Raw genomic sequence first — 17,980 nt, 5'->3', positions numbered from 1 at the left:
CCGGTTCTTCCCACGTACGGTGTCGGCATGCGAATCTGCGTCTTCCTCTCCGCCGCCGACCTCGACGACCGCTACACGCGCCCCGCACGCGACTTCGCGAAACTGCTGGGCAAGGGCGGTCACACGCTCGTCTGGGGCGGCTCCGACGTCGGGCTGATGAAGGTGGTCGCCGACGGCGTGCAGGAGGCGGGAGGACGGCTGTGCGGCGTCTCCGTGGACTTCCTGGCGGCCAAGGCCCGGCCCGGCGCGGACGAGATGGTGATCGCCCGCGACCTCGCCGAGCGCAAGAGGCTGCTCCTGGAGAAGGCCGACGCGGTGGTGATCATGGTGGGCGGTACCGGCACGCTCGACGAGGCCACCGAGATCCTGGAACTGAAGAAGCACGGGCACACCGACAAGCCGGTCGTCCTGCTCAACACCGCGGGCTTCTACGACGGCCTCAAGGAGCAGTTCCGGCGCATGGAGGACGAGGGCTTCCTGCCGGTACCCCTCACCGAACTGGTCTTCTTCGCCGAGGAGCCGGTGGGGGCGCTGGCGTATCTGGAGGAGAGCCGGGGGATCGAGTGAGGCGGGCTTGAGGGGGAGCCGGGGCGGGCCTGAAGCGGGTGCCGCCGCCCGGGTGGGGCGACGAGTGGCGTCGGTGTGGTGCGAGCATGGCGGCATGGCTACACATGTGATCACCGGAGCGGGCTCCGGCATCGGCGCGGCCGTCGCCCGCCGCCTCCACGCGCGCGGGGACGAACTCGTGCTCCACGCGCGTGACGCGGGACGTGCGAAGGAACTGGCGGCACAGTTCCCCGGTGCGAAGACGCTCGTCGGCGACCTCGCCGACCCGGACAAGCTGTCCTGGGCCTTCTCCCACCAGACGCTTCCGGACCGCGTCGACTCCCTGCTCCACATCGCCGGGGTCGTCGACCTCGGGCCGGTCGGCGACCTCACCCCGAAGTCCTGGCGCCACCAGCTCAACGTCAACCTGATCGCCCCGGCCGAGCTGACCCGGCACTTCCTGCCCCAACTCCGCGCCGCCCGCGGCCACGTGCTCTTCGTCAACTCCGGTGCCGGCCTGAGCGCCGGCCCCCACTGGTCCGCGTACGCCGCCTCCAAGCACGGCCTGAAGGCGCTCGCCGACTCGCTCCGCCAGGAGGAGCACGCGAACGGCGTCCGCGTCACCACGGTCTACCCCGGCCGTACCGCCAGCCCCATGCAGGCCAAGGTCCACCAGCAGGAGGGCAAGGAGTACGACGCCTCGCAGTGGATCGACCCGGAGTCGGTGGCGACCACGATCGTGATGGCCCTCGACCTGCCGAGGGACGCCGAGGTCAACGACCTGACGGTGAGGCCGGGGCGGTGACCGAGGCGATGTTCGGTCCCGCCACCGGCATCGGTTCCCTGCCGGGCGGCGACGCCCGGGAGGCGGCCAAGACCGTGACCGGGACCTTCGAGGACTTCCCGTTCCTGCCCGAACTGCCCGCCCGCGGCCCCGGCGCCGACATGATCGGCCGCACCGCCGGCCTGCTCGTGGAGCTGTACGCGCGCGTGGAGCCAAGCGGCTGGCGGATCGGGGACCGGCCCGGCCGGGACACCAAGCGCGCCAGGTCCTGGCTCGGCGAGGACCTCGACGCCCTGGAGGAGTTCACCCAGGGGTACGAGGGCCCGCTGAAGGTGCAGGCGGTGGGCCCCTGGACCCTCGCCGCCGCACTGGAGCTGAGGAACGGCGAGGCGGCCCTCTCGGACCCCGGCGCCTGCCGCGACCTCACCGGCTCGCTCGCCGAGGGCATCCGGCTGCACCTGGAGGAGGTGCGGCGCCGCGTCCCCGGCGCCACCCTCGTCCTGCAGCTCGACGAACCCTCCCTCACCGCCGTCCTGCGCGGACACGTGAAGTCCGCCAGCGGCTACCGCACCCACCGCGCCGTGGACCGCCAGCTCGTCGAGGCCGGCCTCCGCGACGTCATCGGGGTTCACACGGGCGGCCCGGCCGTGGTCCACTCCTGCGCACCGGATGTCCCGTTCGCCCTGCTGCGCCGGGCGGGCGCGGCCGCGGTCTCCTTCGACGCCGCGCTTCTCACCGAGCGTGACGACGAGGTGATCGGTGAGGCGGTGGAAGCGGGTACGCGGCTCTTCGCCGGTGTCGTGCCGGGCACGGACGGCCCATTGTCAGACCCTGCCGGTAGCGTCATGGGTGTCAGGACGCTGTGGCGCAGGCTGGGGCTGCGACCGGAGCTGCTCGCGGAGGCGGTCACGATCACGCCGTCGTGCGGACTCGCGGGGGCCTCCCCGGACTACGCGCGCCGGGCCCTCGCCCACTGCGTCCGGGCGGCGAGATCCCTCGCGGACAACCCAGAGTAACGGGAGGACCATACGGTGGCCGGCGACAAGCAAGCGGAGACGGCGGTGCCCGCCGAAGCACGGGAGCAGCACGCGAAGCTCGCTGAGCAGATCGAGGAGCACCGCTTCCGGTACTACGTGAAGGACGCTCCGGTCGTCAGTGACGCGGAGTTCGACAAGCTCCTGCGCTCCCTGGAGGCGCTGGAGGAGGAGCATCCCGAGCTGCGCACGCCGGACTCGCCGACGCAGAAGGTGTCGGGGGCGTACGAGACCGAGTTCACGGCGGTCCAGCACGCCTCCCGGATGCTCTCCCTCGACAACACCTTCAACGACGAGGAACTCGCCGCCTGGGCCGACCGCATCCAGCGCGAGCTGGGCGAGCAGGAGTACCACTTCCTGTGCGAGCTCAAGGTCGACGGCCTGGCCGTCAACCTCACGTACGAGCACGGCCGCCTGGTGCGCGCGGCCACGCGCGGCGACGGACGCACGGGCGAGGACATCACCCCCAATGTCCGTACGATCGCGGAGATTCCGGACCGCCTGGGGGGCGACCGCGTCCCGGACCGCGTGGAGATCCGCGGCGAGGTCTACTTCCCGATGGAGAAGTTCGAGGAGCTCAACGCCCGCCTGGTGGAGGCCGGCGACAAGCCCTTCGCCAACCCGCGCAACGCCGCCGCCGGTTCACTGCGCCAGAAGGACCCCCGCGTCACCGCCACCCGCCCCCTGCACATGGTCGTCCACGGCATCGGCGTACTGGAGGGCTTCGAGGGCCTCACCCGCCTCTCCCAGGGTTACGACCTCCTCAAGACCTGGGGCCTGCCCACCTCCCCGCACAACAGGGTGGTCGACGGCCTCGACGGCGCACGGGAGTTCATCGCGTACTACGGCGAGAACCGCCATTCCGTGGCGCACGAGATCGACGGAGTCGTCGTCAAACTGGACGAGATCCCCCTCCAGGGACGCCTCGGCACCACCTCCCGCGCCCCGCGCTGGGCGATCGCGTACAAGTACGCGCCGGAGGAGGTCAACACCAAGCTCATCAACATCCGCGTCGGAGTGGGCCGCACGGGCCGCGTCACTCCGTACGCCCAGGTCGAGCCGGTCACGGTGGCCGGCTCCGAGGTGGAGTTCGCCACCCTGCACAACCAGGACGTGGTCAAGGCCAAGGGCGTCCTCATCGGCGACACGGTGGTGCTGCGCAAGGCCGGTGACGTCATCCCGGAGATCCTCGGCCCGGTCGTCGACCTGCGCGACGGCAGCGAGCACGAGTTCGTGATGCCGGCCGAGTGCCCCGAGTGCGGTACGCCGCTCAGGCCGATGAAGGAGGCCGACGTCGACCTGCGCTGCCCGAACGCGCGCGCGTGCCCGGCCCAGTTGCGCGAGCGCCTGTTCTACCTCGCGGGCCGCAAGGCGCTCGACATCGAGCACTTCGGCTATGTCGCCGCTGCCGCCCTGACCAAGCCGCTGGAGCCCGCCGACCCGCCGCTCAAGGACGAGGGCGACCTGTTCGACCTCACCGTCGAGCAGTTGCTGCCCATCAAGGCCTACGTCCTCGACCAGGACAGCGGCCTGCCCAAGCGTGACCCGAAGACCGGCGAGGAGAAGATCGCCACGGTCTTCGCCAACCAGCAGGGCGAGCCGAAGAAGAACGCGGTCGCCATGCTGGAGAACATCGCCGCTGCCAAGGAGCGCCCGCTCGCGCGCGTCCTGACCGGACTGTCGATCCGTCACGTCGGCCCGGTCGCCGCCGAGGCGCTGGCCCGTGAGTTCCGGTCGATCGAGCGCATCGAGCAGGCCACGGAGGAGGAGCTGGCGGGCACCGACGGCGTCGGCGGCATCATCGCCGCCTCCCTCAAGGAGTGGTTCGCCGAGGAGTGGCACCAGGAGATCCTCCGCAAGTGGCGGGCCGCCGGAGTCCGTATGGAGGAGGAGGGTTCGGGCGAGGACGAGGGTCCGCGCCCGCTCGAAGGACTCACCGTCGTGGTCACCGGCACCCTCGAACACTTCACGCGCGACGGCGCCAAGGAGGCACTGCAGAGCCGCGGAGCGAAGGTGACCGGATCGGTCTCGAAGAAGACGTCCTTCGTGGTGGTGGGTGACAACCCGGGTTCGAAGTTCGACAAGGCGATGCAGGTCAAAGTCCCTGTGCTGAACGAGGAGGGCTTCAACGTCCTGCTGGAACAGGGCCCGGACGCGGCGGCCGAAGTTGCGCTTCCCACAGAGGAGTAGCGATTGAAGGCCACCCGATCGGCGCATACCAGATGCATACGGGTGGCTGGGGTGCATTCGGGCAACCGTCGACGACCGCTGCCCGTGGAAGCCTTCTGCGGCCTACTGTTGAGATGTGCACCTGCCGTGCCCAGCTGCGGTTGGGGCATCCCCTTGCTCTTGGTGAGCAAGGGGAAGGGTTTTCCAACGCGGTGCCGTTGATGGTTGTCGGGCATCGGGCCGCGTGGCGTGGGCACCGCCGGCTGTGAGAGGGACGGGAATGGAACCGACCGAGAGCGCCGCCCCTGACTCAGGGCTGCGCGTGCGCCGGGTCACCGGCGCATGGCGGGCGAGCCGGTGGGCCGGGCGGCCTTCGGAGCGCCCGGGCGCGGAGGGGCGCGCCACCGGACAGTACACCGCACCTGACGGGCGTACCCCTCACCTCGACATCGAGCACCCTCCGGGCCTGTCGGACGGCGACCACGAACGGCACCTGTCCTGGCCCGCCCTGCCCGCCGCGGTCGTGGCCGCGGCCGCCTTCGTCCTCGGCGGCGGCTTCTACCGTGCGTTCAGCGGCGTCCACGCACTCTTCCCGTGCGGCACCGTCGGCTGGTCCTTCGCTCTGCTGACCGGCATCATCGTCGGCCACCTGGTCATGCTCGGCCGCTCCCGCTGGTGGGGCGGCACGGGCTCCGGCGCCGCCCTGACCCTCGCCGTCCTGATGCTCTACGGCTGGGTGCCGGCCGGGATGGTCAGCCTCACCGTCGTCGTACTGGTCGGCATCGCCCGCCGCAACCGCTGGCGCCAGGGCGTGCTGCACGGCGCGGTGGACATCCTCGGCATCGGCGCCGGGGCCCTGGTGCTGGGCGCGTTCGGCCGCGTGCCGTCCGTCGAGAACCCGTGGAAGCCGGACACCTGGACGCTCTACACCGCCCCCGAGGTGGTGCTGGTCGCCGCCGCCTACCTGGCGGTCACCCGCACCCTGCTGTGGTATCTGCACGTCCCGCGCGGCGGGCTGCCCACCGTGGCCCGTACGGCCCTGGTCAGACAGGGACTTGTCGCGGTCGCGCTGCTCGGCATCGCCCCGCTGGTGTGCGTGGTGGCCGCCGCCCAGCCGGTGCTGCTGCCGCTGTTCGCCATCCCGCTGATCGCCCTCGACTCCACGCTGTGGATCGCCCGCGCGCGGGCCGAGGAGCAGTTGCGCGACCCGCTGACCGGGCTGCCCAACCGGCAGTGGCTGCAGGAGCGCATCTGGACCGCGCTGGACGACGCCGAACGCATCGGCGCCCGCGCCGCCCTGATGCTGATCGACCTGGACCGCTTCCGTTCGGTCAACGACACACTCGGGCATCTCGCCGGCGACCGGCTGCTGCTGCAGATTGCCGACCGGCTGCGTCTCGCACTGCCGCGCGGAGCGGAGGCCGCGCGGCTCGGCGGGGACGAGTTCGCCGTGTTACTGCCGGTCGCCGACTCCACGACGTCCGCGACCCGGGTGGCCCGCGGCCTCGTCGCCGCGCTCAGCTCCCCGCTCGACCTCGACGGGCTCACCCTCGTGCTGGAGGCCAGCGCCGGGGTGGCCGTCTTCCCGGACCACGCCCTGGACGCGGAGGGGATGCTGCGACGGGCGGACGTGGCGATGTACCAGGCCAAGCGGGACCGCACTGGCGTCGAGGTCTACGAGTCCAAGCGGGACTCCAACACCCCCGACCGCCTCGGCCTGCTGGGTGATCTGCGCCGGGCCCTCGACGCCCACGAGGTGCAGCTGCACTACCAGCCCAAGGTCCGCTTCGACGGGCAGGTGGCCGGACTCGAGGCGCTGGTGCGATGGGTGCATCCCGAGCGCGGGAAGGTTCCGCCGGACGAGTTCATAGCGATCGCGGAGTCGTCGGGGCTGATGCCCCACCTCACGGAGTACGTGCTGGAGACGGCGCTCGGGCAGGTGGCCAAGTGGCGGGCCCAGGGCCTGTTCGTGCCGGTCGCGGTCAACGTGTCCCCGCGCGACGTCCACACCCCCGGCTTCGCGGGCTCCGTCGCCGCGCGGCTGGCCCGGCACGGAGTTCCGGCGGGAGCGCTCCAACTCGAGATAACGGAACACGTCCTGCTCGAGGACCCGCAGCGGGCCGCCGACACCCTGGCCGGTCTGACCGGACACGGCGTGAAGATGTCACTGGACGACTTCGGCACGGGCTACTCCTCCCTGGTGCATCTACGGCGGCTCCCGGTGAGCGAGTTGAAGATCGACCGCTCCTTCGTGGCCCGGCTGGCCGTCGACGCGGAGGACGCGGAGATCGTGCGCTGCACGGTCGACCTCGCCCACTCCCTCGGCCTGCTCGTCGTCGCCGAGGGCGTCGAGGACGACGAGACCTGGGAACGCCTGCGCGACCTGCGCTGCGACGCCGTCCAGGGCTGGCTCGTGGCCGCCGCAATGCCCGCCGACGAAACAACGGCCTGGCTCCTGGCCCGAGGCTCCCGAGGCTGGGTACGCCCCCGCGCGGCCCTACCGGCAGCGGCGGGCGACGAGTAGGCGACCGCCCACTTGGGCAAAAGCAGCCCTCACCCACCTCCCGCCGCGAAATGCCCGATCAGCAGGCCCAACCGTTCCTCGTGGGCCCTCTTCGGTAGGCGGCCGCTGCGCATCAGGGTGACCAGGCCGTGGAGGCCTGCCCAGTAGGTCTCTGTGAGGAGGCCCGTGTCCTCGCCCTCGGCGGCGACGGGCTCCACTACGGCCAGGATTTCGCCGAACGCCTCCTTGAGGGGGGCCGGGGCCTCCGCGGTGGCGAAGGGGAGGTCCGTGGTGAGGGTGAACATCGCGTCGTAGAGGGCCGGGCGGCGTTGGGCGAAGTCGGCGTAGGCGCGGCCCACCGCGGCGAGTGCCTCTCGGGTGCCGTCGGCCGCCGTACGGGCCGTACGCAGTTCGGCCGCCAGGTCCGCGCAGCCCTGGACCGCGACCGCCGCCATGATCGCGCCCTTGCCCTTGAAGTGGCTGTAGAGGACGGGCTGGCTGTACTCGATCTCCGCCGCGAGGCGACGGGTCGTCACGGCGTCCCAGCCCTCCGACTCCGCAAGGTCGCGAGCGGCCGTGACGATCAGCCGCTCGCGTTCCGCTCGTTCGCGCTCCCGGCGCTTCTGGATCGACATGCCAGGAATTCTAGCAGTGCTAGCCAATCTGTCGATGCTCTGCTAGCTTCGCTCCTGTTCCTAGCAGTGCTAGAAATCCAAGCGAGGAGAAGAGACATGACCGTCACCGCCTACACCCTGGCCGTCCTGCTCGACCTGTTCTGCCTGTTCCTCTGCTACCGGTTCCTGCTTCAACCGGGCCCCGCCGCAGCCGGCTACGGCGTCCCCGCACGCCCCGACGGCGACGCCGGCGCGTACCTCTCGGTCAAGGGCCTCAGGGACGGCACCTTCGGTCTGATGGGCCTGGTGCTGCTCGCCTTCGCGGGCGCCCGCGCCGAGGCCTGGTTCATGGTCGCCGTCGCGTTCGTGCCGCTGTTCGACACGGTGATAGTGCTGCGGCACGGAGGCGCGAAAGCCGTGGCTTTCGGGATCCACTTCGCCACCGCGATCGTTGTACTGATCAGCGCCGGACTGCTCTTCGCGGTCTGACGGGACGACATCTCACCGGGAGAGATCTCACAGGGGAGCCGAGAAATGTCGCTTTTCGTGCCAAAGTTCGACGAGACCGTGCTGGTCCGTGACGCCGAGGCCGAGGTGGTGGGCGCAGACCCCGTCGCCGTGCGGCTGCTGGCCGACAGCAGCGCCACCGGCGGCGCCCTGTCAACCGTGCGCGTCACCCTCGCCGAGGGCGCCGACGGCGCCCGCCCGCACCTGCACCGCAACTCCGCCGAGATGTTCTACCTCCTCGACGGCGCCGCCGAGGTCCTCTCCGGCGACGACGTCGTCACGGCCGAGCGCGGAGACCTGATCGTCGTCCCGCCGGACCGGCCGCACGCCTTCGCCGCCGCCCCCGGCACCCCGGCCGACCTGCTCATCGTCATCACCCCCGGCGTGGAGCGCTTCGAGTACTTCCGCCACCTCCAGCGCATCCGTCTGGGCGAGGTCACCCCGGAGAGCCTGCTGGAGGTGCAGGAGCTGTACGACAACCACTTCCTGCGCAGCGAAGCCTGGGACGGCCGGCGCTGAGCCGTAAACCGTTTAACGGCCACGGGCTCCGGCCCCATAGGATTGGGGCCAGTCGCACATCACACACACTCACCCCAGAGGATCGCTGCATGCCTGGCATCACGCGCGAGGAGGTCGCCCACCTCGCCCGGCTGGCGCGTCTGGAGCTGAAGCCCGAAGAACTCGACCACTTCGCAGGCCAGCTGGACGACATCATCGGCGCGGTCGCCCGCGTCAGTGAGGTCGCCGACCAAGACGTACCGCCGACCTCGCACCCGCTCCCGCTGACGAACGTCATGCGCAAGGACGAGGTCCGTCCGTCGCTCACCCCCGAGCAGGCGCTCTCCGGCGCCCCGGCCCAGGAGCAGCAGCGTTTCAAGGTGCCGCAGATCCTGGGGGAGGACTGAATCCCATGACGGACAGCAACATCATCAAGCTCACCGCCGCCGAGACGGCCGCGAAGATCGCCTCCGGCGAACTGACGGCCGTCCAGGTCACCGAGGCCCACCTCGCCCGGATCGACGCCGTCGACGAGAAGGTGCACGCCTTCCTGCACGTCGACCGCGAGGGCGCGCTGGCGCAGGCCCGTGCCGTCGACGCCAAGCGGGAGAAGGGCGAGAAGCTCGGCCCGCTGGCCGGCGTCCCGCTCGCGCTCAAGGACATCTTCACCACCGAGGGCGTCCCGACGACCGTCGGCTCGAAGATCCTCGAGAACTGGATCCCGCAGTACGACGCGACTGTCACCAAGCGCCTGAAGGCCGCCGACGTCGTCATCCTCGGCAAGACCAACATGGACGAGTTCGCCATGGGTTCGTCGACGGAGAACAGCGCGTTCGGCCCGACCGGCAACCCCTGGGACCTCACCAGGGTCCCCGGCGGCTCGGGCGGCGGCTCCTCCGCCGCCATCGCCTCGTACCAGGCCACGCTCGCCATCGGCACCGACACCGGCGGCTCCATCCGCCAGCCGGCCTCCGTCACGGGCACGGTCGGCGTCAAGCCCACGTACGGCGGGGTCTCCCGCTACGGCATGGTGGCGTTCTCCTCCTCCCTCGACCAGGGCGGCCCCTGTGCCCGCACGGTCCTGGACGCGGCGCTGCTGCACGAGGTGATCGCCGGACACGACCCGATGGACTCCACCTCCATCGACGCCCCGGTCCCGCCGGTCGTCGAGGCCGCGCGCAACGGCAGCGTGGCGGGCATGCGGGTCGGCGTCGTCAAGCAGTTCCGCGGCGAGGGCTACCAGGCCGGTGTCATCCAGCGGTTCGACGAGTCCGTCGCGCTGCTGAAGGAGCTGGGCGCCGAGATCGTCGAGCTGGACTGCCCGTCCTTCGACCTCGCGCTGTCGGCGTACTACCTCATCGCCCCCTCCGAGTGCTCCTCCAACCTCGCCCGCTTCGACGGCCTGCGCTACGGCCTGCGCACCGGCGACGACGGCGGCCACTCGGCCGAGGAGGTCACCTCCCTCACCCGTGAGGCGGGCTTCGGCCCCGAGGTCAAGCGCCGCATCATGCTCGGCACGTACGCCCTCTCCAGCGGCTACTACGACGCCTACTACGGCTCCGCGCAGAAGGTCCGCACGCTCATCAAGCGCGACTTCGAGAAGGCCTTCGAGCAGGTGGACGTGATCGTGTCGCCCACGACGCCCACCACCGCCTTCGCGATCGGCGAGCGCGCCGACGACCCGATGGCGATGTACCTGGCCGACCTGTGCACCATCCCGACCAACCTGGCGGGCAACGCGGCCATGTCGCTGCCCTGCGGTCTGGCCCCGGAGGACAACCTCCCGGTCGGCCTGCAGATCATCGCCCCGGCGCTCAAGGACGACCGGCTGTACAAGGTCGGCGCCGCGGTCGAGGCCGCCTACGTGGAAAGGTGGGGGCACCCGCTCCTGGAGGAGGCTCCGTCGCTGTGACCAAGTCAGGCAAGACAGGCAAGACGCTGACCAAGGCTCAGGACTTCAAGAAGTCCAAGTCCGGTATGTACGTGTCCATCGCCACCACCGCCTTCGGCGCGTTCGGTGTTGCCAAGCGGATCAAGAAGGCGCGCTCCGAGCAGGACGCGCTGCGCCTGATCGACGCGACCGTCGCCGCCGTCGGCATCGTCACCGGCCTCGCCGTCCTGTACCGCGAGCTCAAGCGGCTGGGCGACGACGACGTCCTGCTGGGCTGAGAGGGAAGTTTCAGTGACCACCACGACCGACCTGGTGTCGTACGAGGACGCTCTCGCGTCGTACGACCCCGTCATGGGCCTCGAGGTCCATGTCGAACTCGGCACCAAGACGAAGATGTTCTGCGGGTGTTCGACCGAGCTGGGCGCCGAGCCCAACTCCCAGACCTGCCCGACCTGCCTCGGCCTGCCCGGCGCGCTCCCGGTCGTCAACGCGACCGGCGTCGAGTCGGCGATCAAGATCGGTCTCGCGCTGAACTGCGAGATCGCCGAGTGGTGCCGCTTCGCCCGGAAGAACTACTTCTATCCGGACATGCCGAAGAACTTCCAGACCTCCCAGTACGACGAGCCGATCGCCCACAACGGCTATCTCGACGTACAGCTGGAGGACGGCGAGACCTTCCGCGTCCAGATCGAGCGCGCCCACATGGAGGAGGACACCGGCAAGTCGCTGCACGTGGGCGGCGCGACGGGCCGTATCCACGGCGCCTCCCACTCGCTGCTCGACTACAACCGCGCCGGCATCCCGCTCATCGAGATCGTCACCAAGCCGATCGAGGGCGCCGGCGAGCGCGCCCCCGAGGTGGCGAAGGCGTACGTCCGTGAGCTGCGCGAGCTCATCCGGGCGCTCGGTGTCTCCGAGGCCCGGATGGAGATGGGCCAGATGCGCTGCGACGTGAACCTGTCGCTGCGCCCCAACGGCACCGAGAAGTTCGGCACCCGCTCGGAGACGAAGAACGTCAACTCGCTGCGGTCCGTGGAGCGTGCGGCCCGCTTCGAGATCCAGCGGCACGCGGCCGTGCTGTCGTCCGGCGGCACGATCATCCAGGAGACCCGCCACTTCCACGAGGACACGGGGTCCACGACCTCGGGCCGGGTGAAGGAGGAGGCCGAGGACTACCGGTACTTCCCGGAGCCCGACCTCGTCCCGGTGGCGCCCTCGCGCGAGTGGGTCGAGGAGATCCGCGGCGCCCTGCCCGAGATGCCGCTGGCCCGCCGCACCCGGCTGCTCGCCGAGTGGGGCATCACGGCCACCGACATGCAGGCGATCCTGAACGCCGGTGCGCTGGAGCCGATCGTCGCCACCATCGACGCCGGCTCCGACGCCGCCTCCGCCCGCAAGTGGTGGATGGGCGAACTGGCGCGCAGCGCCAACGAGTCGGGCACCTCGCTGGACGAGCTGGCGATCACCCCGGCGCAGGTCGCCCGGGTCACCGAGCTGGTCTCCAAGGGCGACCTGAACGACAAGCTGGCGCGCCAGGTCATCGAGGGCGTCCTCGCGGGCGAGGGCACCCCGGACGAGGTCGTCGACAAGCGCGGCCTCAAGGTCGTCTCCGACGACTCGGCGCTCGGCACCGCCGTCGACGAGGCCATCGCCGGCAACCCGGGCATCGCCGACAAGATCCGCGGCGGCAAGGTGGCCGCGGCCGGCGCCCTGGTCGGCGCGGTCATGAAGGCCACCCGCGGCCAGGCCGACGCGGCCCGCGTCAAGGAGCTGATCCTTGAGAAGCTGGGCGTCAGCGAGGGCTGAGCGGCAGCACGCGGTACGGCCCCGGAGGCGTGACCTCCGGGGCCGTACGGCTGTCTGCGGCGTGCTGTCCGCGACATGCCGGGTGCGGCGCGCCGGGTGCGGCAGGCTACGTACGGCGTCCGACGACCCGTACGAAACCGAGCATGCGGCCCTCGTCGGCCCGCACCATCTCGCCGACCCGGCGGGCCATCGTGCGATGGAACTCCTCCGGGCTCTCCTCGGAGACCACCTCGCACCACAGCAGCCAGTCCCGCCAGCCGTCCGGCTGCCAGTCGGCCGCCTCGACCTCGACGGCCCCGCTGCGGGTCCAGTGGCGCCGCCACCAGCCGGGGGAGTGGAAGCACCAGAAGTCGGGCTCCCACCAGGGCGCGAGATGCTCGGGCGGTTCGGCGCCCGCCGGTTCCTCGCGCAGTGCCGGTACGACGACGCCGATCCGCCCGCCGGGCTTCAGCAGCCGGGTGAGCGTGGGCAGATAGAGGTCGTCGGTGCCGAAGTACTGATAGGCGTCGACGCTCACGATCGCGTCGAAACCGCCCTCGGCGAACGGCAGTTCATGAGCCTCGGCGTGCACGGGCAGCACCCGGTCGGCGAACCCGGCCTCGGCGATGCGCCGGGCGTTGTCGTCGGGCTTCACCCACAGGTCGGCCGCCGTGACCTGGGCGTGGAACTCCCGCGCCAGGAAGATCGACGTCATCGCGCGGCCGCAGCCCAGATCGAGCACCCGCGCACATGGGCGCAGGGCGTCCAGGCCCAGGGCGGGGGCCAGCCACTCCAGCAGCCACAGGGCGTTCGGGCCCATCTGGTTCTCGACGGTCCAGCGGGCGTCGTACTGGCTGCTGCGCGGGTAGGCCGGGTGGTTCACACGGTCAGTGAGAGGGTCCGGGTCGGGCGAGGTCCTGGAACGTGGATCGGACATCGGTGAACGGGCTCCTTGGGGTCTTCGTAGGGGAAGGTGATGCTGAGGAGCTCGGTCGGACCTTCAAACAACGCACCCGCTTCGGTCGTCGGCGAGGAGCCGGTGACGGCTGATCAGCGGAAGCTAACAGTTGCCCGGGGTGGCCCGCAGCGGGTTTCCCGGCCGGATTCCCAGACGGACGCGCTACTCTCGCCCGCCATGAACGGACGCGCTGATTCCGAGATTCCGGACGAGGCCGTGGACGACGAAGCCGTGGACCATGAAGCCGTGGACATGGACGACGCCGTGGATCCGACGGATCCGGCCGGGGACGCGCGGCGGGCCCGTTGGGTGGCGGTCGGGACGGGAACGCTGCTGGCCCTGGCCGGACTGGCCGCGGCCGTGCTGCGGGCCTTCGGCTCCGCGCCGGCGCGCGCACCCGCCGCCTATGCCGTCGGCGCCGCCGTCTGTGCCCTGGCCGCGGTGCTCGGCTCCCGCGGGCGTACCCGGCGCGCGCTGTGGCTGCTGGTCGCCGGAGTGATGGTGATGGCAGTGGGAGACCAGTTCGACTGATTCGACCGAGGTGACAGAGTCGTCGTTACTGTCCTGTGATCTGCCTCCCATTCCTGTGAATAGCCACACGAAGGGCATGAACGATCACTTCTGCCTGCAAGAGTGGTCCTCGCATGGCTCATACGTTCTTTGCGGGCCGTTCACCCTGTGAGCGACTGTTCCCGGCCAAAGATCCACAAATCGCCCCGGGAGCTCGTTCGTGGCAGCCCTTGCCCGTTGGTGCGTTCGCCACCGCCTCGCCGCGGTTCTCCTCTGGCTCCTCGCGTTCGGCGCAGTGAGCGCGGCCGCCGCCGTCGTCGGCTCGTCGTACTCGAACGACTACGAGGCCCCCGGCACCGAATCGGGCGCCGCCACCGCACTGCTGCAGGACGGATTCCCCGGACTCGGCGGCGACAGCGACACCGTCGTCTGGCACACCACCTCCGGCACCGTGCGCGCGGCGGACGTCGAGCAGACGATGACCCAGACCCTGGACAGGATCGCGGACCTGCCCGCGGTGGCCTCCGTGAGCAGCCCGTACGACGGCCAGGGCACGGGCCGGATCAGCGCCGACGGACACACCGCGTACGCCACGATCGGCTTCGCGGACCGCGCCGAGGACATCTCCAAGTCCGAGGCCGAGGCCGTCGTCCGCACCGCCGAGTCCGCCGACACCGACGGGCTCCAGGTCGAACTGGGCGGCAGCGCCGTCGCGCTCACCGAGTCCGGCGGCGGGCATCTCGCCGAGATCGTCGGCGTGGTCGTCGCGGCAGTCGTGCTCCTCCTCGCCTTCGGCTCACCCGCCGCCTCCGTGCTGCCCATCGCGACCGCGCTGGTCGGCGTCGGCACCGCGTACGCCGGCATCGCGCTGCTCGGGCACGCCATGACCGTCGCCGACTTCGCGCCCATGCTCGGCATGCTGATCGGCCTCGGTGTCGGCATCGACTACGCGCTCTTCATCGTCACCAGACACCGGCGCGGACTCAAACGCGGGCTGTCCGTGACCGAGGCGGCCACCCATGCCGTGACGACCACGGGACGCGCCGTGGTCTTCGCGGGCGCCACGGTGTGCATCGCCCTGCTCGGGATGCTGATCCTCCGGCTGAGCTTCCTCAACGGCGTGGCGATCGCCGCCTGCCTGACCGTCGTCCTGACGGTCGCCGCCTCCGTGACGCTGCTCCCGGCCCTGCTGTCCTTCATCGGCATGCACGCCCTGAGCCGGCGCGAGCGGCGGCGCCTGGCGGAGCACGGGCCGCAGCCCGAGCTGCCGACCGGGTTCGCCCACCGCTGGTCGGCGTTCGTGGAGCGCCACCCCAAGGTGCTCGGCGTGATCGCGCTCGCCGTCATGACCGTCCTCGCGCTGCCCACCCTCTCCCTGCACCTGGGCACCTCCGACCAGGGCAACGACCCCAAGGCGTCGACGACCAGGCAGGCCTACGACCTCCTCGCGGAGGGCTTCGGACCCGGCGTCAACGGCCCGCTCACCCTGGTCACCAAGGTCAACGGCGCCGAGGACCGGCTCGCGCTCGACAACCTCGACGCCACCATCCGCACCACGGAGGGCGTCGCCTCGGCGACCCCGGTGACGTACAACACCGGCGGCGACACCGCGTACTTCACCATCGTCCCGACCTCGCAGCCCCAGTCGCAGAGGACCAGCGACCTCGTCGACCGGCTGCGCACCGAGGTGCTGCCGCGCGCCGAGACCGGCACCTCACTGGACGTGCACGTCGGCGGGGTGACCGCCAGCTACGACGACTTCGCGGACGTCATCGTCGGCAAGCTGCCCCTGTTCATCGGCGTCGTCATCGGCCTCGGCTGCCTCCTGCTGCTGCTCGCCTTCCGGTCCGTCGGCATCCCGGCGAAGGCCGCCGCGATGAACGTCGCCGCGGTCGCCGCCGCCTTCGGTGTCGTGGTCGCGATCTTCCAGTGGGGGTGGGGGAGCGAACTGCTCGGCCTCGGCCGCGCCGGCCCCATCGAGCCCTTCCTCCCGGTGATCATGGTCTCCGTCCTCTTCGGGCTCTCCATGGACTACCAGGTCTTCCTGGTCAGCCGGATGTACGAGGAGTGGCTGGAGACCGGCGACAACCGGCGCGCGGTCCGCGTCGGGCTCGCCGAGACCAGCCGCGTGATCAACTCCGCCGCGGTCATCATGATCTCGGTCTTCCTCGCCTTCGTCCTCAGCGGCGACCGCGTGATCGCGATGTTCGGCATCGCGCTCGCCTCCGCCGTCGCGCTCGACGCCTTCGTACTGCGCACCCTGCTGGTGCCGGCCCTCATGCACCTGCTCGGCGGCGCCAACTGGTGGCTGCCCCGCTGGCTGGACGTCCGGCTGCCCCGGATCAGCATCGAGCCGCCCGAGTGCCGCGCCGCCCATGAAAGGCTGGCCGCGGCGACGGACGCCGAGGTGGCGGACGTACTGGCGAAGGGGCAGGACGAGGATGTACGCGATATCCCTGGGTGACGACGGAGCGCAGCTGCGGCCGCTGGAGCCGTGGCACGCCGAGGAGTTTCTCGCGCATCTGGAGCGCGGGCGGGAGTTCATCGGGCGGTTCATCCCGTTCGGCTCGACCGTCGTCGACGCCACCACCGCCCGCGAGACGCTCCAGCGCTACGCCGACCTGCGCGCCGCCGACACCGCCTCGTACCACGGCATCTGGCTGGACGGAAAGCTCGTGGGCGGGGTGCTCACGCTGAACTTCGACGCGCAGAGCGGCAACTGCGAGGTCGGCTGCTGGCTGGAGCCCGCCGCGACCGGCCGCGGACTGATCACCCGCGCGATGCGGGTGCTGATCGACTGGGCGGTCGAGGAGCGCGGCATCCACCGCGTCGAATGGGTGGCCGCGTCCGGGAATGTGCCCAGCCTGAACGTCGCCCGCCGCCTCGGAATGACCCGGGATGGCGTACGACGCCAGGCGCACCCCTATGGTGGGGTGCGGCACGACCTCGAGGTGTGGTCGATCCTCGCCCCGGAGTGGCGCGCGGCACGCGCGCGTGCCGAACACACAGATCAGTAGCACTCAGATCAGTAGCACTCAGATCAGTAAGGAGAGGCTCGGCGGATCGCCCCGGTGATCTCTCAGAGACTTCTCAGACAGCGTCCGTACGGTGCGAGGTATGGGAACCAGCAAGACTGTTGACGAGGCCAAGAACGAGGCCGCAGAAGTGAAGCCCGAGGAGGACACGGTGGACGCCACCGCGACCGAGGCGCCCGAGGCGAGCGAGAAGACCGCCGAGGACACTGCCGAGGAGACCCCCGAGGAGGCGACCGCTCAGGCCGACCTTGCCGAGTCCGACGACGCCGAGGGCGTGCAGCCCTCCGGTGTCGGCCAGGGCGCGGGCGCCGTCGTCTCCGCCGCGCTCGGCATCGTCTCGCTGACCGGCAGCTGGGTGGGCACCGTCGCGTCCGCGCGCCAGTCGCTCATCGGCCAGCTGCACGCCCAGAGCTCCCAGAACAGCAGCGTCTCCAAGCTCCTCGACGAGGGCTACGGCAACGCCTGGCACGCCACCGCGCTGTGGGGCGGCATCTTCGCCCTTCTCGGCCTGGTCATCGGCGTCGTCGTGCTCGCCCGGCCCGCGTTCGGGACCCCGGGCAGGCCGCAGGCCGTGTGGATCAAGTCGGTCGCCTGGGGCGGTGTCGCGCTCGGCGTCATCGGCCTGCTCCTGGCCGTCCTGAAGTACACCGACGTCCTGCTCGGCCTGCCGTCCGTCAGCTGAGCCACCGCAGGTCCTGAGGGGTCTTAGGGCATCCGTGAGCACCTTACGGATGTTCTGAGGCCCCTCCTGCGTGTCTAAGGCCCCTGGCCGGGCCGAAGATGCGGAACTCTCCCGATGTGGCGGACCCCCCTTGGAGACGAAGGTAAAGGCATCGCAGAAAGCGAAGCCGAACACCACATCTCACAAGGGACACAACATGTACGAGTACGAGTACGCCCAGATCCGCTCCGCCGAACTGATCCGCCAGGCCGAGCAGGAGCGCCAGGTCCGCGAGGCCGTCCGCAGCCGGCGTGCCGCCCGCCGCGAGGCCGCCGCACGCTCCGCGGAGCACGAGTCCCATATCCCGGGCCTGCGCCGGCTCCGGTCGAACGCCCGCGCCGCGTGAGCGGGCAGCTCCGGGAGTACGGCCGCGCGGGGGACGGCCGTACGGCACCGGAGAAGAAACCCGGGACGGACGCCGGCAC

General features: G+C 70.9%; 18 protein-coding genes. 16 read left to right on the top strand and 2 right to left on the bottom strand.

Going from position 1 to position 17,980, the window contains the following annotated elements; genetic code table 11:
• Positions 1-27 precede the first annotated feature (27 nt).
• The 5 genes from JYK17_RS24625 (at position 28) to JYK17_RS24605 (ending at position 7,057) form a co-directional block, all read left to right on the top strand.
• The gene (locus JYK17_RS24625) at positions 28-567 is read left to right on the top strand and encodes an LOG family protein (RefSeq protein ID WP_108015514.1); all 540 of its coding nucleotides are present in this window, start codon (positions 28-30) and stop codon (positions 565-567) included.
• Between the two features lie 94 nt (positions 568-661).
• Complete coding sequence (locus JYK17_RS24620) at positions 662-1,351, top strand: SDR family oxidoreductase (protein WP_108015513.1); 690 nt, start codon at positions 662-664, stop codon at positions 1,349-1,351.
• A gap of 8 nt (positions 1,352-1,359) precedes the next feature.
• Positions 1,360-2,346 (top strand): methionine synthase, encoded by a 987-nt coding sequence (locus tag JYK17_RS24615; protein ID WP_128804422.1) that lies wholly within the window; start codon positions 1,360-1,362, stop codon positions 2,344-2,346.
• Positions 2,347-2,361: 15 nt separating this feature from the next.
• Complete coding sequence (gene ligA, locus JYK17_RS24610; RefSeq protein ID WP_108015512.1) at positions 2,362-4,554, top strand: NAD-dependent DNA ligase LigA; 2,193 nt, start codon at positions 2,362-2,364, stop codon at positions 4,552-4,554.
• A gap of 259 nt (positions 4,555-4,813) precedes the next feature.
• Positions 4,814-7,057: a putative bifunctional diguanylate cyclase/phosphodiesterase gene (locus JYK17_RS24605; protein WP_128801864.1), complete on the top strand. Its 2,244-nt coding sequence runs from the start codon at positions 4,814-4,816 to the stop codon at positions 7,055-7,057.
• A 29-nt stretch (positions 7,058-7,086) separates the two neighbouring features.
• Here JYK17_RS24605 and JYK17_RS24600 read toward each other — a convergent pair whose 3' ends face one another.
• A complete protein-coding gene (locus JYK17_RS24600; RefSeq protein WP_108015510.1) occupies positions 7,087-7,671 on the bottom strand; it encodes a TetR/AcrR family transcriptional regulator in 585 nt (194 codons plus the stop codon).
• 96 nt (positions 7,672-7,767) lie between these two features.
• Here JYK17_RS24600 and JYK17_RS24595 point away from each other — a divergent pair, with 96 nt between their 5' ends.
• The 6 genes from JYK17_RS24595 (at position 7,768) to gatB (ending at position 12,352) form a co-directional block, all read left to right on the top strand.
• Positions 7,768-8,139 carry a DUF4267 domain-containing protein gene (locus JYK17_RS24595; protein WP_222811188.1) on the top strand — a complete coding sequence of 124 codons (372 nt, stop codon included), beginning with the start codon at positions 7,768-7,770 and terminating at the stop codon, positions 8,137-8,139.
• 45 nt (positions 8,140-8,184) lie between these two features.
• Positions 8,185-8,676 (top strand): cupin domain-containing protein, encoded by a 492-nt coding sequence (locus tag JYK17_RS24590; RefSeq protein ID WP_108015508.1) that lies wholly within the window; start codon positions 8,185-8,187, stop codon positions 8,674-8,676.
• Positions 8,677-8,765: 89 nt separating this feature from the next.
• Positions 8,766-9,062, top strand: coding sequence for an Asp-tRNA(Asn)/Glu-tRNA(Gln) amidotransferase subunit GatC (gene gatC, locus JYK17_RS24585; RefSeq protein ID WP_016432511.1), 297 nt, complete (start codon positions 8,766-8,768; stop codon positions 9,060-9,062).
• Positions 9,063-9,067: 5 nt separating this feature from the next.
• Positions 9,068-10,567 carry an Asp-tRNA(Asn)/Glu-tRNA(Gln) amidotransferase subunit GatA gene (gatA, locus tag JYK17_RS24580; RefSeq protein ID WP_108015507.1) on the top strand — a complete coding sequence of 500 codons (1,500 nt, stop codon included), beginning with the start codon at positions 9,068-9,070 and terminating at the stop codon, positions 10,565-10,567.
• Positions 10,564-10,824, top strand: a complete 261-nt coding sequence (locus JYK17_RS24575; protein WP_234548156.1) for a hypothetical protein — start codon at positions 10,564-10,566, stop codon at positions 10,822-10,824. Before gatA ends, JYK17_RS24575 begins: the two co-directional genes overlap by 4 nt.
• A 13-nt stretch (positions 10,825-10,837) precedes the next feature.
• The gene (gene gatB / locus JYK17_RS24570; RefSeq protein WP_222811187.1) at positions 10,838-12,352 is read left to right on the top strand and encodes an Asp-tRNA(Asn)/Glu-tRNA(Gln) amidotransferase subunit GatB; all 1,515 of its coding nucleotides are present in this window, start codon (positions 10,838-10,840) and stop codon (positions 12,350-12,352) included.
• A gap of 106 nt (positions 12,353-12,458) precedes the next feature.
• Here gatB and JYK17_RS24565 read toward each other — a convergent pair whose 3' ends face one another.
• Positions 12,459-13,268: an SAM-dependent methyltransferase gene (locus tag JYK17_RS24565; protein ID WP_222811186.1), complete on the bottom strand. Its 810-nt coding sequence runs from the start codon at positions 13,266-13,268 to the stop codon at positions 12,459-12,461.
• 198 nt (positions 13,269-13,466) lie between these two features.
• Between JYK17_RS24565 and JYK17_RS24560 the strand changes: the two genes are divergently transcribed.
• From JYK17_RS24560 to JYK17_RS24540, 5 genes are all read left to right on the top strand, one after another.
• Complete coding sequence (locus tag JYK17_RS24560; protein WP_222811185.1) at positions 13,467-13,820, top strand: hypothetical protein; 354 nt, start codon at positions 13,467-13,469, stop codon at positions 13,818-13,820.
• A gap of 199 nt (positions 13,821-14,019) precedes the next feature.
• Entirely contained in the window at positions 14,020-16,263 is a 2,244-nt protein-coding gene (locus JYK17_RS24555) for an MMPL family transporter (RefSeq protein WP_128801862.1), read from the top strand.
• Positions 16,241-16,816 (top strand): GNAT family N-acetyltransferase, encoded by a 576-nt coding sequence (locus JYK17_RS24550; protein ID WP_108015503.1) that lies wholly within the window; start codon positions 16,241-16,243, stop codon positions 16,814-16,816. Before JYK17_RS24555 ends, JYK17_RS24550 begins: the two co-directional genes overlap by 23 nt.
• Before the next feature lie 100 nt (positions 16,817-16,916).
• A complete protein-coding gene (locus JYK17_RS24545) occupies positions 16,917-17,516 on the top strand; it encodes a hypothetical protein (protein ID WP_108015502.1) in 600 nt (199 codons plus the stop codon).
• A gap of 196 nt (positions 17,517-17,712) precedes the next feature.
• Positions 17,713-17,901 carry a hypothetical protein gene (locus tag JYK17_RS24540; protein ID WP_108015500.1) on the top strand — a complete coding sequence of 63 codons (189 nt, stop codon included), beginning with the start codon at positions 17,713-17,715 and terminating at the stop codon, positions 17,899-17,901.
• The last annotated feature ends 79 nt before the right edge of the window (positions 17,902-17,980 follow it).

The sequence above is a fragment of the Streptomyces plumbidurans genome, assembly GCF_019857225.1.
In the GTDB taxonomy this organism is placed as follows: domain Bacteria; phylum Actinomycetota; class Actinomycetes; order Streptomycetales; family Streptomycetaceae; genus Streptomyces; species Streptomyces plumbidurans.
The sequence above is the reverse complement of the archived record's forward strand: the minus strand, read 5'-3'. Positions and strand labels throughout refer to the sequence as shown.